The following is a 15,195-nucleotide window of genomic DNA, read 5'->3' on the forward strand; positions in this document are numbered from 1 at the left end:
GAAAATTGCCTTTGCCTGCCGCTGATTTGTAAGGTTCAGCTATGACAACGGGGAAAGCAATAACCAAAGCCGTCATTCCTGCTGCCGGATTGGGAACTCGCTTCCTGCCCGCCACGAAGGCAATGCCGAAGGAAATGCTGCCGGTGGTAGACCGGCCGGCTATCCAGTATGTGGTGGAGGAGGCCGTGAAGTCCGGCCTCACGGACCTGCTGATGATCACGGGGCGGAACAAGCGCTCCCTGGAGGACCACTTTGACCGCGAGCCGGGCCTGGAGCGGGCGTTGGAGCTCAAGGGGGACAAGGACAAGCTGGAGTCCGTGCAGTACGCCTCGGAACTGGGCCCCATCCACTACGTGCGCCAGGGTGAGGCCAAGGGCCTGGGCCACGCGGTGCTGTGCGCCAGCCAGCACGTGGGCAACGAGCCGTTCGCCGTGCTGCTGGGTGATGACCTCATTGACGAGGCCGAGGACCTGCTGACCACCATGATGGAGGTGCAGCAGAAGACCGGCGGTTCGGTGATCGCCCTGATCGAGGTGGATCCGGCCCAGATCAGCGCCTACGGCTGTGCGGACATCACCGCGGTGGACGGCGAGGACTATGTCCGGGTGAACAGCCTGGTGGAAAAGCCTGCTGTGGGGGATGCGCCGTCCAACCTTGCCGTGATTGGCCGGTATGTCCTGCACCCGGCCGTGTTCGGCATCCTGGAGGAGACCGGGCCGGGCCGCGGCAACGAGATCCAGCTGACGGATGCGCTGCAGACCCTTGCTGCCGGCGAGGGCGAAGGCTCCGGCGTGTACGGCGTGGTGTTCAAGGGCCGCCGGTTCGACACCGGTGACAAGCTGAGCTACCTCAAGGCCGTCATCACCCTGGCGTCCGAGCGGGTGGAGTTCGGCGAGGACCTGAAGACCTGGATGAAGGGCTTCGTGAACTAAGCGACGCTACAGACCTCTTACAGGTCCGCTGCCGGAAGGCGGCGGGCCTGTAGTTGTTTAAGGGCTGCAGGGGCCAGGAGGGCACCGATGACAGCGCCTGACGTGTTTGTCACAAGGTCCACAGGGCTCGGAAAACGGTCGTGAAGAAACAGCAGCTGGCCGAGTTCCATGCACCCGGAAATGAGCAGTCCAAATGCGCCGATTTTCCACCAGGGCCAGCTTGAAAAAGCCAGCGAGCTTACTGCTCCAACGGGGACAAAAAGTGCCACGTTAGCGGACGCTTCCACAAATTTGTAATTGAACCACGTGGGAACTCCATGCCGGTGGAGGAATTTCAGGACGGCTGCGAGCTGGCCTTGAACGGGCTGGTCCACGGGGCTCGGCCAGAAGGCGATGAGTGCCAGGGGGACAAGCATGGCAATGAGGACCAGCCGCCAGAGCCGGGAGTTTTCGAGCTGCTTCACAGGGCCTTCAGGAGGTCCGTAGAAGGGCCAGCGCTGCGGTACCCAGGGCGGCAGCCGCCAGCAGCGCCAGAAGAACGTAGGAGAGCACCTGGGTGCTGGGGAGGGGAATAGAGAAGTCGTACTGCCGTGGTGCTTTTCGCCAATGTCTCCCCATAGCTCATATTGATACCACAGCCCGGCCGCCCGTTTGGTGGCCCAGGCTGCTGGGACGTTAAACGAAGAAGGCGGGTGTTCTCCGTTTCCGGAGTACACCCACCTTCTTCGGTGGTACTTGGGAGGTGCTGTTATGCAGCTACCTCAGCCTTGGCACGGCGGCGAACAACCACTACCGAGGTTGCGCCGGCGGCCAGTGCGCCTGCGCCCACCAGGGTCCACAGGACCAGGCCGGAGTCAGCGCCGGTGTTGGCAAGGCCTGCACCCGTGTTGGCGAGCGGAGCGCCACCGGCGTTGCCACCGGTGTTGGCCAGGGAAGCTGCCACGGTGACCGTGACGGGGCCAACGACGACGCCGGACTGGGTGCCTTCAGCGGTCAGGCTGTAGGTGCCTGCTTCGCTGATGGAGATCGGCAGGGCGAAGGCGCCCTGGGCGTCGGCGGTTGCGCTGAGTTCCTGCGGTGCCAGGAACACAGGGATCTTGGCGGAGAAGGACGTACCACCGGCGATGTTGGCACCACCTGCTGCCGGCGGCTGGCCGGGCGTTACGCGGATGATGAGCGGTTCGCCGGCAAGGAAGCCCTGGCCGCGGAAGACAAAGCTTTCGCCCGGGCCAACAACGCCGTCAGAAACAGCGGCCTGCGGCGGAAGCGCAGGGTATTCGGCTGCTACGGCCGGTGAGCCAATAAGGGCGAGAGAGCCAGCGAGTGCGAGTGCTGCGAGTGTTTTCTTCATGAGTGTCCCCCCGGAGACGTATAAGTTTTTGGTGTACCCGTTTGTGAGGAAATTTTCCTCTCCACACGAGACCTGCGCGGAACTACGGATAATGATCCCAACAGAGACGCTACCATCTGCTCCTGTTTGCGAGCAATGTCAATCCACTCGGTTTACATAGTGTTAACGCCCGGGTCACTTTTCTAGCCGCACGCAACGCTTTCTGTGGGCAACGTCACGTCCTTTACATCTTGAACAGTCGGCGTGACAACCACGTTAGGTTCCGTGTGCTGAACAATCTTGCCAAAGGTAAAATCGACGGTTTTGCTCTCACCGGGTGCTAGCCGAATGGCAAGCACCCCGACCGGTCTGTTGCCATGGAAGTAGGGAGCAAACTCGGACTTCTGCCCGTCGAGCTTCGCTGTCTCTACGTGGGCCTGGGCTGGTCCGTACGCCACGATGTTGGTTTGCACGGATCCTGGGGGCACACCAAAGTTGCCATCTCCGGTCACGTAAGGGGGTAGTGATGTTGCTGCATCACCTGGAGCAGTGTTCGTGCTGGTGATTCGTACGGTTGTCTCTTCATACCCGTCTCGCGGGCATTCCTTGATGAGTTGGACTGTTCGCTTGACGTAATAGTCCATTTTGGCGCCCGTGCCGTCATTGAAGTAGACGCCAAACTCTGCCGGTTGGACACTTGTGCCATTAATCGAGCCACTTATCGAATATCTGCTTATAAGCGCCTGCTCATTAGCGTCCCTAGACCAAAGGAGCACACGCCCTTCGCTAACGCCCCGGGTAAGGCTCTGGAGCAGCACCTTACTGTCTACATCTCCGCTCGAAATACTGGCAAAGATTTGCTCGGCAACTCGGGCGAAATAGGCATCTTGAAGTTTTGGATCTTCAATCTCGCGGTAAGTGTCAGACAATACGGTTTGAACAAAATTGCCACTACTAAGTTGCTCGGGAAGGTTACTTCCCGCAAGAGTTGCCTGTTCCGGCTGTTTGATGCTGACAGGGCCCGTCGCTTCTAATATGTAACTGAGCGCAACAGGATCTATCGAGACTACGCCGTCTAAGGGCTGGCCAGTCTTGCCTAGCCACATAGACTGCGCGGTGTTTGCTGCGGTCGGGAAATCTGGCGTCAGGTTAACGTCCTGCATGTACTTGCCTAAGCGAGTGGAATAAATACTCTGCTGCATAGGATCCACCTGTATCGCCGGCGACATGCTGCCCAGCTCGGCCGCACTCTTTTGCGCTTCAAGCTTGATTTTTCCGTTATCGACGCCAAGCACGGCCAGGGCACCCGGGATGCCTCCTGTTGCGCGCGATTCCGCGTTATTCTGGATCAGGAGCAAATAGTTTCTGGCTCCCTGTGCCCCCATCATGTCAGGTGCAAGCTGGACCACGCTTTCCGCTACATCCAGACCTGTCCGCAGGCCACTAAGTTTGGCACGGGCTTCTCGCAGTGGCGAGGCAATCTGAGGGAGCAGAGGTTCCTCGTCGATTCTTGCCAGCCGTTCGGATGATTGGCGGACTGCATGGGCAGCACTAGTAATTCGAGGCTCGGCTGCTGCGAAGGAAGACAAATCAGGGCTGTCTCCAAGGGTCAATGAGTCCCAGTCCATAGAACTGTAAACGGATACGAGCGGTCTTACACCCAGTTGCGCTATGTCGTCTGCAGAGGTGGCGATTTGCGTAGTGGCTTCGAAGTTGACCCCGAGACCGGGAACAGATGAAGCCAATATCCAGAGAGGGTCGTTCGCAGCACGGCGGGCACTGGCAGTATGTGCGCCCATTAGGTCAGAAGTTGCTGTCGCTGCAGCCAGATTTTCCCTAGTGAGGTCTTCTTGAAGCTGACCGACTAGGTTGCTGGCAGCCTGCAAGTCCTCTTTGATAAGACTTCCTTTGAAGCTCAACCAAGTAAGCGCCACCGCGATCAAGCCAACAAGCACCGTCGGGAAGAATACCCAATAAATGAGACGCCGACGTGTTCGCTTTTTCTTTTCACTTGTCATATGTCGTCTTCGGCTTTCATGTTTGTCTCTGAACCGTTCGTCTTCCAAGCCCGTCAAAAGCTCCAGACTTTAAAGCTCGTCTCAGTAGGCTCCGGAACTGCGAAACACGGCGCGAACCGTTCTCAAAATGATCACCAGGTCTCCGGCCAATGACCAATTTTCGACATAATAGAGGTCAAGGCGCACAGAATCCTGCCATGAGAGATTTGATCGCCCGCTGACCTGCCAAAGGCCCGTTAGGCCGGGCTTAACTAGGAGTCGTCGTCTTACATCGTGTTCGTAGTTTTCTACCTCTGCTGGCAAAGGGGGCCGAGGACCGACGACGCTCATTGATCCGCCAAGAATGTTGAACAACTGAGGGAGCTCGTCAAGACTGTACTTTCGAAGCACACGGCCCGATCGGGTGATGCGAGGGTCGTTTTTCATTTTGAACAACACCCCCGAACCTTCGTTCTTGTCTTTTAGCCCCGCGAGTCGCGCTTCAGCATCAACTCCCATCGAGCGAAACTTCAGCATCCGGAAGGAACGTCCCTCTATACCTATCCGCTCTTGTTTAAAAAGAACGGAACCAGGGCTATCCAACTTCACAATGCAGGCCAAGATAGCCATTAGAGGGAGGAGCACCGTAATAAAGACTGCAGAAAAAACGATATCGAAGAGTCTTTTTGCCACCCTTTGGCCTCCCTCCAGGGTGGGCGTGGTGACGTGGATCAGCGGTAGTCCGGAAACTTGCTGAGTATGTATCCGGGGCCCGGCAATGTCAGTCAGGGCGGGCGCCATAATAAGCCCCACGTTCCTCGCAGCGAGTTCCCAACCCAGGTGACGGATGGTTTGCGGGTGAAGCTGGACGCCTGCAGATACAGCAACTGCGTCAGCCTTGCACTCGTCGATAGCATTGAGAATCGAATGCATGTCATGGCTGGTGCCCAACAAGGGAAGTTGCGATTCGGGTTCGATCGAGGACTTTCCCACGCCACCAGGCGTATAAACAGCCACTGGCACGTATCCGGCATCTTGGGCGCGCTCAAGCGAAGATGCCAGGTGCGCAACGGCGCTTGGCCCACCTAACAATAAGAGCCTGGACATGCTTTCTCCTCGCCATCGATCAACGCTCAAGTGTTGTCGAAGTAACCAACGGCCGAGTAGCAATCCCGCCAGGCCGACGGGCAAAGCGATTCCGACAAAGCCACGGGCCGTGTCAAGCCTCAATACATAGGAAAAGATGGCGACAAACCCGAAGAGCCAGAGCGAGGCGGCGGCTACTCTCTTGTACTCATCTGAACCTGAGCCCAGGATTCTGCTCTGCGGGCTGTTCCAGGCCCCAAGCATGAGCCACCAACTTCCAACCAGAGCTATTGACAGGAATAGGTAGGCAGATTCTTGAGTTCTTGCGGTGATATCACCTTCGAATCCAAACCTGACAATGTAAGCACCCGCAACGGCCCACATCACTACAAATGCGTCCACGGCGCGCAGTCGTCGAGAGTAGCGAGCGCGCCAGTCGTTGTCCCCCAAAAAATCGGCCCTTTCAGATCACGGAGCCGCACTGATGGCATCCCATGAAATGTTAGCCCACGAGAAAGAGCCCCCAAACCGTGCATCGGCGTACCACAACAACAAGCGCACCAGAGAAACGAACCTGTCAGGGCTGTATCTGGCAACGTGAGGTATCGCAGTTTCGATTGGTTCCGCCACTCATGTCAAACAATCTAGAATGACTCGGGGAGGACACATGCTTCGACCTAGTAAGGGTTCGCTCTGAGGAGTTTGCGAGCGGTAAGTAGAGTCCGGGAAGGCTGCAGCTCGACGGATGACGCCCCGACCGTGATTTTCAGATTCTTTCAGGGCGAATGAGCAGAACAACACAAGGACCGAGAGTCTGGGGCTCTCATGGGGGACATGGCCAGAATATTGCACGTAACAGAGTGTCACGATGGAGGCGTCAGCAGCGCCATACGCAAGCTTGTTGACCTAACACCGGAGCACGAACACTACATCCTTCTAGATGGCGGCGATCTTGACGTTTCAAGGGCGACCCGCGAAGTCAGGATGTTCCGAGCAAAAGGAATGTTGAAACGCACCCTGGAAGTACGGCGTGCCGTCGCGGATATCAACCCTGATTACGTTCACCTGCATTCGAGTTGGGCTGGCGCTTACGGTCGGATTACACCACTGAAAGCCAAAACTATCTATCAGCCACATTGCTACAAGTTCGACGATTCCTCTCTGAGTCCAGCCAAGAGATGGATTTACAGAGCTGCAGAGAAGGTGCTCAGTTTTCGCTCGGACAAGACTGTAGTTTTATCAGAGCACGAGGCAAGGCTGACGTTCGAGCTTAACGCCACCGCCGCATGCTTCTATGTTCCAAACGTCCCAAGCTGTGAGCAGGTCGACGAGGAAATGACGAGCGGCGCTCCCGAGGATGGAGCCCGTAGGGTCCTAATGGTTGGCCGAATATGCGAACAAAAGGACCCGCTGTTTTTTGGACAAGTAGCAAAACTGGCAGCGTCCAGTCCAGTTCTCTCGGGGTTCATCTTTCGATGGGTAGGCGATGGCGAACATGACCTGCGGGAGGCTCTCCAGGACGACGGCGTTGAAGTTGCTGGCTGGAAACAGGGTAACGAATTGTTGGCCGAGCTTGATGCCGGAGACTACTATGTTCACTCTGCCTCCTATGAAGGCTTCCCCATCAGCATTCTTGACGCTGCTGCAAGAGGCTTGCCAATCATTGGGCGATCCATTGATGCGCTCATCGGCTCCGGAGCATATTTAGCGGAGTCTCCGGAGGATGTTGTTGATGCGCTGGAGCGGGCTGAGGTGCAGCCCGAATTCCAAGAAGCCCTTCTCGACCGTTCCAAGCTCCTACTTGCGGCTCGAACTGATGCTGATCAAGAAAGGGCTTGGCTTAATCTGTACTCATCGTCCGTAGAGGTGACGTCTTGAAAGTCTTCATGCCGAGTCGCATCTTGGACAAAAATGTTGGGGGAAACACCACTTACGCGCGGGAGTTGGCGGACAGGCTCCCGGAGCACGACATAACGGTTGAACGACTAAGGTCTGCGACGAGACCAGCTTTTACGATGTTGATGGAAACCATAGACTCCTTCACTACAGAGCCTGAGGCTGTTATTCACTTCGTCGCTGACACCGGTCCCTTGTTGAAGCCCAGGGCACCTTCAGTGGTGACGGTGCACGGAGTTGCAAGCCGCTGGATTTCCACTGCAAGAAATCGCGTTCAGGAATCGATATGGCGGGCTCGTGTTGGGGCAGCGATCCGACTCTCCGATCGCGTTATAACAGTCTCTCAGTCAAGCGCTGATGATATAGCTGACGTTTTTGATGTGAGTCGCGATGCCATCTCCGTCATTCCCCATGGCATCGCCCGCAGCAAGTTTTCGTCAGGTAGTAATGTCTCTGCTGAGCTTGAATCTATGCTGCCGCAAGAGTTCATACTTTACCTAGGAAATATTGAGCCGCGCAAAAACCTGATCCAATTGGTACGTGCTGTTGAAGAGAATGACGCACTTCCGATCCTTGTCATTGCCGGTAAGCCAGCATGGAATTACACAGAGTCAATGGACATTATTTCTCGTGCTCGACGAACTCGTTATATAGGCTTTGTAAGCGACGCTGATCGGGCGGCATTGATGAAGCGGTGCGCGGCCTTCGTTTTTCCAAGTCTCTATGAGGGTTTCGGGTTCCCCGTTTTGGAAGCCATGGCTGCTGGCGCACCGGTAATCACTACTGATCGGGGTTCACTCAAAGAAGTGGCCGGACCGGCCAGAATTCTCGAGGGAACAGACAATGAGGCAATCGGGGCGGGCATAGAGGCTGCACTGAATGACGAACGGTGGATGAGGAGTGCACCTTCTGCCGGCCAAGCTTGGGCCGGCTCCTTCTCGTGGGAAGAGAGCGTTAAGCAGCACATCAACGTATATAGGGAAGTCATGAAATGACCGGTAAGCGTATTCTTTTGCTTCATTGCTACAGTTCCGCAAATCGCGGTGATGGACTCTTGGTAGACGAGTCGCTTGAGTTAATTCGTGAAGTTTACGGTGCCGATGCCGATATCGAAATTGTCACCTCCTACCCGGACTCCTTCGCTCACCTAGGCCTTCGAACTTACAGATCGAAGCCATCTCTGCGTGGCTATTCGATCAGCTACTTGAAGCTGCTGATTACGAGGTTTCGTGACTATGAGATTGTTGCTGGCGTCGGCGGGGGGTATCTGCGTTTCGGGACAATTATCGAAAGTCTCAAGACGCTGGCGGTTATGGGTCCTCAACTTCTCGCAGCGGCATACAGTCCAGCCAAAACAATCTATCTCCCGCAAAGTGTGGGTCCAGCACGGTTCGGCTTTCGGCGTCCGATCCGTGCCATATTGTCGCGCCTTGATCGGGTCTGGGTGCGGGATGACCGAAGTGCTCAGGAATTCCCTATTTCAAGTGTCAGTCGAGCGTCGGACCTGGCACTGCTCGGCATGAAGCGTAACCTGCTGAAGTTTGGCGCTGAGTTGATACCTGTGGTCAGCGTACGAGAACATCGCGGGAGCGTTCCGGTGGGCGCTCGTGCGCTTGCCCACAGACTTCAGGATTTTGACGGGTACGTGCAGAGTGCGGTAGCCGGCAACGATGACTCGGAAGCTGTTGCCTCGTTGAGTCCGCGAACAATTTTGACATTTCACGAACTCATGGAAGCGCCCAAGAGTGCCCGCATAGTGGTGGCTGTGAGGTTGCATGCTGCACTTATGGCACTTTCCGCAGGTCACTATGTGGTCCACCTGGCATACGAGCGAAAAGGCTTCGGCGCCTTCGAAGACCTAGGGCTAAGCGATTACGTATTCAATGTGCACAAATTCTCAGTTGAACAGGTAGAAGAACGAGTTCGTGAACTAGTGCTGAGCCCTTCCAAGCGGGCTGAGTATGACTCCCGCATAGCTGAGGCTATGGAAAGAATTCAAGTAAGTCGCGGCCGAGTCTTGGCCTCATTTAGTTCTGCAGCTAATGAAATCCAGTATTTGAAGGGGAGCCAGCATGTCAAATGAACTCCACTTAGCTGACGTGGAACGCTTCAGCGTGTCGATAGTGATCCCCAGCTTAGAACCCAACGATAGTCTGTTGCGTCTGCTGACGTCACTGGAAAATCAAGAGATGAATTTCCGGCAGATTGTGATCGTCGACCAAAGCGATAGCCTGGATGCCGTCGGTATACTGAATGGCTACCGGGGAAGTCTGCGGGATCATGTTCAAGTGGTCTCTTCCAAGCCTGGACTTTCCAAAGCGCGTAATGCTGGGCTCCTAGCGCTTGAGCCCGGTTGGGACGTGGTCTTGCTGCCCGACGATGATGTCTGGATGGCCCCTGGTATAGGCCGCGCTATTGAAATAGCCCTGCGCAATGGCAATACGGCGGGAAGCGGGCGTTTACGACCCGAGGACCCTTCTAAAGGTACGCGTATTGCATTTCCTGATGAAGAAAAACAGATCACCGCACGCAATGTTTGGCGCACATCTATAGAAGCATGCTACTTTCTTACGCCCAGTTTTCTGTCGGATGTGGGTCTCTACGATGAGACTTTGGGTTTGGGGGCAAAATCTCCATGGCAGTCGGGGGAAGGTACTGATCTTCTCCTGCGAGGCCTAGCGGCCGGTCATAAGATTTCCTTTGTACCTGATTATGAACTGATTGAGGGGGACAGCCCCACGCTAGTCCAGCTCCACAACAACACCCGACTAAGAAAATACGCTAGGGGAACAGGACGAGTTTTTGCACAAAACTACTCAAAGTGGAGTTGCGCCAAACTGATATTTAGGTCACTTGCGCGTCTAGTTGTACAGTCACCTCAGGGGGCCGATGCAATAAAGCGAAACTCTCAGATTCTGCTTGGTCGACTTGAGGGGCTATTGGGTCGAGCCATATGAACGTCTCCGACGGACGTCTGACGCGCGGTCCCGAGATTTATCCAAAGAACAGTTCTTTCGCGGGCCTGATCGCTGGCCTCATTGGCCTAGTTGTGGTCCTCGCTGCCTTCTGGATGTGGTCCCAACCCGCATCACTAGCTCTGGTGATAGCGCCGATAATGACGGTGATTATTGCGTTGTGGGTACCCAACGCTCGGCTAGTCGCGGTGGTAGCATTTTTGAATTACCCTTACGCTCAGGGCGCTTACATCGCCGCACAGAACGGTATTACCTTCTTTCCTCGCCCGCCGTTGAGTAGTTACGAATTTGTGGCGCACGAACAGACTCTAACCCTCTTTTTCGCCTTGGGTATCAGTCTCTTGTCAGGAGTTGCCCAAGCGTTTCAGAGGGCAGCGGCGTCTGGATGGCAAAACTTCCAGTCTTTCGGCCTTGAGGGCGTTGCGAGCATGGGGAAAAACTTAGCGCTAGTCTTCGCCGTTGCTATTATTGTTGGACTTCATGATGCCACCTTTCTCGTTGCGAACCTGGGTGCGGTCTTGAGTAGTGGCCGACACACGTTTCGTGACGAGTTTTGGGTGGGGAATGGACCCTTCGGCATTGTCCTCGCGCTTGTGATAGGCCTCATCTTGCTCCTTACTGCAATCGGCATCCAGCGGTATCGAGTGCAAGCTGCAATTGCCTTGGCTATTTTCTGGATGCCTAGCCTAGTTGCCGGTTCCCGCAACTATTTCAGCGTGCTCATGCTCGGAGCCCTATGCGCCGCCCTCTTCGCAATCAAGTCTAGGTCAAATAGGTCTTTGGTACTCCTTGGCGCGGCAACTGGAATTGCTGCTTTTGCCTGGTTGCCCACTCTCTGGTCGAGTAACGATTTGGTGGGCTTCAACGAGTGGATACTCCCGACCAGTTCATATCTTCCCCTAGCTCTTGGGCTATTTACGGTGGAGGGGCTAGGTGCCACTCCAATGGCCCATCAGTGGGCTTTGCTTCTCCCCGGGCCTTTGCGTCCATTCTCAGTGCATCTTTACGCTGAAGCTTTTGCAGATAGCAAGTTTACAAACGTAGGTGTTGCCGGCAATCCTTGGTCCGACGCATACGACCCCCACTTAATGTCGCGTGTTCTCGTATTTGCCCTCGCGTTTGTCGGAATTTTTTTACTAGCATCGATACTTCGTCGGGTTCATGCTGTAATTCCGTTTTTGGCGTTTGGGCTGATGGCATTCTGGGGGCGCTCTGTGTTCTGGAATACTGCCGTTATTTTGGTCTATGCGGCGGTAATGTTGCGCCTCTTTGTGCCGCTGAAGCTGAACGGTGATTCCAAGTCTTGAAACTTTTGAAGTACGCCCTAGGATTTTTGGATCAAGGCATCCTCAGCTTTGCAAGCCTCCTGTTTCTGATTTTAGCCGCGCAATTCGGGTCATCCGATGACTTAGGGTCATTTGTTCTGGGACTTTCCACGGCAGTCCTCATACAAAGCCTGGTGCGTGCTGTGAGTGGTGAAACGCTGCTTGTTCGATCTACACGTGCAGACTTCGGGGCCGACGAGGTCAACATTTCTTTGGGCCTATCTGTGGTTGCATCATCGGCGGTTGCACTAACTCTCATCTTTGTAGGTCTACTAGTTCCGAGCAGCTCGTATTACTTCTTTGCTGTGGCTTGTGCCCAGTTCGGGTTGCTTTTGCAGGACGGCATAAGATTCGCTGCGTTGGCTCGCGGCTCTACTTACGGTCTTCTGGCAACGGATGGCTTCTATGCCGCGGCGACATGTTCGGCTATATACATCGCAGGTCAGCTCGGCCGAGGAAGTTCCGGAATGTTGGTGGCTCTAGGAGTGGCAGCCACTTTGGCCAGTGTGATCGGTTGTATAGCCTTTCACGTCATACCCAGATTTCGGGGATGCTTTGAGTGGCTTAGGACGCACTGGCGCCTGAACTCGGCCCTGGTGTCGGAAGCTATTCTCGGAGCCACCTTAGGCTACTCGATAACATTAATTCTGAACTTTGTTGTTAGCGGCGCCGAGCTCGCAGCGTACCGATCGGTGCTTTCAATTTTCGGTTTGACGAGTCTCGCTATCAATTTTCTTCGTACAGTCGTTCTTCGTGATCTACGAGAGGGTAGCCTTCGTAGAGCCCGTTCCTTTTGGTCTAAGTCATTCGTCCTAATCCTGTTGGTTTTTCTTACCGTAGCGGCTACTTACCTGGTTCTTATCAATGTTCCAAGCCATCTGGGGAACGAGCTGTTTGGATCCACGTGGACGTTGATGTCGCTAATGTTCTTCGCAGGTGCTGTTAATCGAATTTTTGCAGGCATTTCGGTTGTCCCCACTGTTTTTCTGCGAGTCCAAGGCATCACCTGGGGGGCGACAACAATCAGAATAGTAGTGACGTTGGTAGGTTTTGGGCTTGGCCCCGTGGGCGCAGTGCTAGCTGGCGCAAAGGGCGCCTTACTTGCTGAAGCCCTGGCTTATTTCATCCTCACCACAGCCCTGATGACTTTGTCTTGGCGTGTTGCTAGGCGTGGAAAGCATCGGTTGTCCCCTCGGAAGATCGATCAGCGCCCCAGTGCGGCTATTTGATAAGATCAAGGCGCTCACCACGGCTGCGGAGAATCTCGAAGTGGGCTGTATCTGTGTAGATGGGCTCTTGTCCTGGACGGCATGAGCAGCCATGGAACGGACCGAGAACGAATAAGAGGGGACGGGACTGTCCCTGGTTTTGTTGACTCCTTGACCTAGCGAGCTTGTGCTCGTGGAAGGACGTTGACCATGCCCACGGCTTATGGGGCGGAGTTCCGCCAGGATGTTATAGATTTTACCCGCGCAGATTGCCAAGGATTTCGGGGCTTTCGGTAACGACGCTCAAGCGCTGGATTGCCATCGCCGACCGTAAAGAATCCGGGGCCGGCCCGGCAGCGACGGAGTCGGCCGAGATGCGGGAGTTGAAGAAGCGGAACCGCCTGTTGGAGCAGGAGAACGAGGTTCCGCGCCGGGCTGCGGCCTATCTGGCCAGGGACATCAACCCAAAATGATCTTCCCGCTGGTCACTGATCTTGCCGCCGACGGTGTTCCCGTGGCGGTGACGTGCAGGGTGTTGGAGTTCAGCAAGCAACGCTATTACCGGTGGAGAGCCAGCCCGGTGACGGAACGGGACTGGATCGATGCGCACTTCGTCAACGCCGCCCTGGAAATCCATGCCGAGGACCCTGCGTTCGGGTGCCGGTCTATCGCCGACGAGCTCCCGGAGAAGGGCATCAAGGCGGGTGAGAACAGGGTCCAGCGGCTGTGCAGGGACCCCGGCATCTGGTCGGTGTTCTCCAAGAAGCGGGGCCTGAGCCGCAGACCCAGCCGCCGGTTCATGACGACCTGGTCGAGCGGGATTTCACCGCCGCGGCGCCGAATGAGCTGTGGCTGACGGACGTTACGGAGCACCCGACTGCCGGCGGAAAGCTCTATCTCTGCGCGGTGAAAGATTTCTATTCCGGAAGGATCGTCGGCTACTCGAAGGACTCGTGGGTGAGGCCCTCGCTGGCCGTCGCCGTACTGGAGAATGCATGTGGGCTCGCCGCCTGGTAGGGGCAATCGGGCTCTTCGTGGTTGATGGTGAAACGGGTTCCGTGTCTTGAAAGCTGAAGGGCTCGTAGCCCTGCTGTGATGGGTGTTCTCTACGCATTCATCAAAGTCAGGAGCTACGAGCCTTGATCGAGCCTACGTCCCCACGCCCAGATGCTGCCACCGTGATTTTCAACCTGCCCGATTGCCGAGTCATCGATACTGAGATCCTGGCTTTCGGGCAGCGAAGGGCCAGTGTCGATGCCACCGCCGAGGCGGGTTGTCCTTCGTGCGGCGTGATCAGGCAGCCGCGTTCATTCACGCAGGCCTCAACGTGTGCGTGACATTCCTGTCGCCGGGCCGGTCGAAGTGGTTCGGGCCAAGCGGAGGTTTTTCTGCGACGAGTACCTGTGCCCGCGCCGGACATTCACGGAAGAGACGGCCCAGGTCCCGCGCCGGGCGCGGACCACCCGCTGGCTCCGCTATGCACTCGTGGCGGCCGTGATCGGGTCTGGAAGAGCCGCCGCCGAGGCTGCTTCCTCGTTTGGCGTTTCGTGGTGGCTGGTGCAGCGGGCTTTGGATTCCGCGGCGCTGACACTGCCCGATGTCGATGCCCTGGCTCCGCGGATGCTCGGCCTGGATGAACACCGCTACCGGTCCGTGCGCTTCGTCCGGGACCCGGCCACCAAGGCCTGGACGCGGTACGAACCGTGGATGACGACCTTGGTCGATCTGGACACCGGCCAGGTCCTGGGAATCGTTGACGGCCGCGACAGTGAGGGTGTCGGGAACTGGCTGTTCGCCCGTCCAATTCAGTGGCGCCTGGGCGTGCAGGTCGTGGCGCTCGACCCGTCCGCGGCGTTCCGCAAGGCTTTGCGGATGTGGCTGCCGCGCACGGCTGTCTCGGTCGACGCCTTTCACCTGGCAAGCTACGCATCGACAGGCTCACCAAAGTCCGGCACCGCCTCACGCAGCGGGTTCATGGCCGGCGTGGTCGCTCCATCGGCCCGGTCTGGGCCAACCGGCGACTGCTGTTGCTTGGCGGAGACACACTCTCGGACCGGGCACGGCATAAGCTCAGCACCGTGTTCGCTACCGATGACGCCACCGGGAAGCTGCAGGCCGCATGGCTTGTTAAGTGTCAAGGAACAGCTCCGGGCCCTGCTGACCACCGGCGCTCTTGCCGACGCGGCCGCCGTGAAAGACCGGCTTCAGGCACTGGTGGTGCGGCCGCGCAGCCCGAAACGAACCGGCTCTGGCGGACGGTGTGCCGCTGGTTGAAAGGGAAGTCCTCATTGTCACCGGGGCGACAGCGGCGAGAGTGGAATCCAACAACACCGCAATAAAGCACATAAAGAGGCTCTTCGGAATCAAGGGTGTAGCGAGGGTCTGAAACCTCCGGCCTCGAGCAGGCTCCTGGCTGTGTAGTTCGCGAGGTTGCGGAAGCCGAGCG

General features: G+C 56.6%; 12 protein-coding genes and 1 pseudogene. 9 read left to right on the top strand and 4 right to left on the bottom strand.

Features of this window, described 5'->3' with window-relative positions; all coding sequences use genetic code 11:
• Positions 1 to 41 precede the first annotated feature (41 nt).
• On the top strand, positions 42 to 932 hold the full coding sequence (galU, locus tag ACIQF4_RS19085; RefSeq protein WP_400517238.1) for a UTP--glucose-1-phosphate uridylyltransferase GalU: 891 nt from the start codon (positions 42 to 44) through the stop codon (positions 930 to 932).
• A 17-nt stretch (positions 933 to 949) separates the two neighbouring features.
• Here galU and ACIQF4_RS19090 read toward each other — a convergent pair whose 3' ends face one another.
• The 4 genes from ACIQF4_RS19090 to ACIQF4_RS19105 form a co-directional block, all read right to left on the bottom strand.
• Positions 950 to 1,396 carry a VanZ family protein gene (locus ACIQF4_RS19090; protein WP_400517239.1) on the bottom strand — a complete coding sequence of 149 codons (447 nt, stop codon included), beginning with the start codon at positions 1,394 to 1,396 and terminating at the stop codon, positions 950 to 952.
• A 284-nt stretch (positions 1,397 to 1,680) separates the two neighbouring features.
• Positions 1,681 to 2,283 (bottom strand): LPXTG cell wall anchor domain-containing protein, encoded by a 603-nt coding sequence (locus ACIQF4_RS19095; RefSeq protein ID WP_188813356.1) that lies wholly within the window; start codon positions 2,281 to 2,283, stop codon positions 1,681 to 1,683.
• 182 nt (positions 2,284 to 2,465) lie between these two features.
• Positions 2,466 to 4,280, bottom strand: coding sequence for a DUF4012 domain-containing protein (locus ACIQF4_RS19100; protein WP_400517240.1), 1,815 nt, complete (start codon positions 4,278 to 4,280; stop codon positions 2,466 to 2,468).
• Between the two features lie 81 nt (positions 4,281 to 4,361).
• Positions 4,362 to 5,747, bottom strand: a complete 1,386-nt coding sequence (locus tag ACIQF4_RS19105; RefSeq protein WP_400517241.1) for a sugar transferase — start codon at positions 5,745 to 5,747, stop codon at positions 4,362 to 4,364.
• A gap of 423 nt (positions 5,748 to 6,170) precedes the next feature.
• Between ACIQF4_RS19105 and ACIQF4_RS19110 the strand changes: the two genes are divergently transcribed.
• The 8 genes and pseudogenes from ACIQF4_RS19110 to ACIQF4_RS19145 all read left to right on the top strand — a co-directional run bounded on the left by ACIQF4_RS19110 (position 6,171) and on the right by ACIQF4_RS19145 (position 15,023).
• The gene (locus tag ACIQF4_RS19110) at positions 6,171 to 7,223 is read left to right on the top strand and encodes a glycosyltransferase (protein WP_400517242.1); all 1,053 of its coding nucleotides are present in this window, start codon (positions 6,171 to 6,173) and stop codon (positions 7,221 to 7,223) included.
• Between the two features lie 143 nt (positions 7,224 to 7,366).
• Positions 7,367 to 8,236, top strand: a complete 870-nt coding sequence (locus ACIQF4_RS19115; protein ID WP_400580029.1) for a glycosyltransferase family 4 protein — start codon at positions 7,367 to 7,369, stop codon at positions 8,234 to 8,236.
• Complete coding sequence (locus ACIQF4_RS19120; protein ID WP_400517244.1) at positions 8,233 to 9,324, top strand: polysaccharide pyruvyl transferase family protein; 1,092 nt, start codon at positions 8,233 to 8,235, stop codon at positions 9,322 to 9,324. The genes ACIQF4_RS19115 and ACIQF4_RS19120 overlap by 4 nt, the downstream gene beginning before the upstream one ends.
• Positions 9,314 to 10,198 (top strand): glycosyltransferase family 2 protein, encoded by an 885-nt coding sequence (locus ACIQF4_RS19125; protein WP_400517245.1) that lies wholly within the window; start codon positions 9,314 to 9,316, stop codon positions 10,196 to 10,198. The genes ACIQF4_RS19120 and ACIQF4_RS19125 overlap by 11 nt, the downstream gene beginning before the upstream one ends.
• The gene (locus ACIQF4_RS19130) at positions 10,195 to 11,523 is read left to right on the top strand and encodes a hypothetical protein (protein ID WP_400517246.1); all 1,329 of its coding nucleotides are present in this window, start codon (positions 10,195 to 10,197) and stop codon (positions 11,521 to 11,523) included. Before ACIQF4_RS19125 ends, ACIQF4_RS19130 begins: the two co-directional genes overlap by 4 nt.
• Complete coding sequence (locus tag ACIQF4_RS19135; RefSeq protein WP_400517247.1) at positions 11,520 to 12,770, top strand: hypothetical protein; 1,251 nt, start codon at positions 11,520 to 11,522, stop codon at positions 12,768 to 12,770. Before ACIQF4_RS19130 ends, ACIQF4_RS19135 begins: the two co-directional genes overlap by 4 nt.
• Positions 12,771 to 12,959: 189 nt before the next feature.
• Positions 12,960 to 13,745 (top strand): annotated as a pseudogene (locus ACIQF4_RS19140) (IS3 family transposase); the annotation flags it as partial.
• 333 nt (positions 13,746 to 14,078) lie between these two features.
• Positions 14,079 to 15,023, top strand: a complete 945-nt coding sequence (locus tag ACIQF4_RS19145; RefSeq protein WP_400517892.1) for a transposase — start codon at positions 14,079 to 14,081, stop codon at positions 15,021 to 15,023.
• Positions 15,024 to 15,195 lie beyond the last annotated feature (172 nt).

The organism is Pseudarthrobacter sp. NPDC092202, from assembly GCF_044755505.1.
GTDB lineage: Bacteria > Actinomycetota > Actinomycetes > Actinomycetales > Micrococcaceae > Arthrobacter.

Excerpts from the sequence above, each read along its gene's own strand:
- galU (WP_400517238.1), top strand. The coding sequence starts at position 42 with ATGACAACGGGGAAAGCAATAACCAAAGCCGTCATTCCTGCTGCCGGA.
- ACIQF4_RS19095 (WP_188813356.1), bottom strand. The coding sequence starts at position 2,283 with ATGAAGAAAACACTCGCAGCACTCGCACTCGCTGGCTCTCTCGCCCTT.
- ACIQF4_RS19100 (WP_400517240.1), bottom strand. The coding sequence starts at position 4,280 with ATGACAAGTGAAAAGAAAAAGCGAACACGTCGGCGTCTCATTTATTGG.
- ACIQF4_RS19110 (WP_400517242.1), top strand. The coding sequence starts at position 6,171 with ATGGGGGACATGGCCAGAATATTGCACGTAACAGAGTGTCACGATGGA.
- ACIQF4_RS19115 (WP_400580029.1), top strand. The coding sequence starts at position 7,367 with ATGGAAACCATAGACTCCTTCACTACAGAGCCTGAGGCTGTTATTCAC.
- ACIQF4_RS19120 (WP_400517244.1), top strand. The coding sequence starts at position 8,233 with ATGACCGGTAAGCGTATTCTTTTGCTTCATTGCTACAGTTCCGCAAAT.
- ACIQF4_RS19125 (WP_400517245.1), top strand. The coding sequence starts at position 9,314 with ATGTCAAATGAACTCCACTTAGCTGACGTGGAACGCTTCAGCGTGTCG.
- ACIQF4_RS19130 (WP_400517246.1), top strand. The coding sequence starts at position 10,195 with ATGAACGTCTCCGACGGACGTCTGACGCGCGGTCCCGAGATTTATCCA.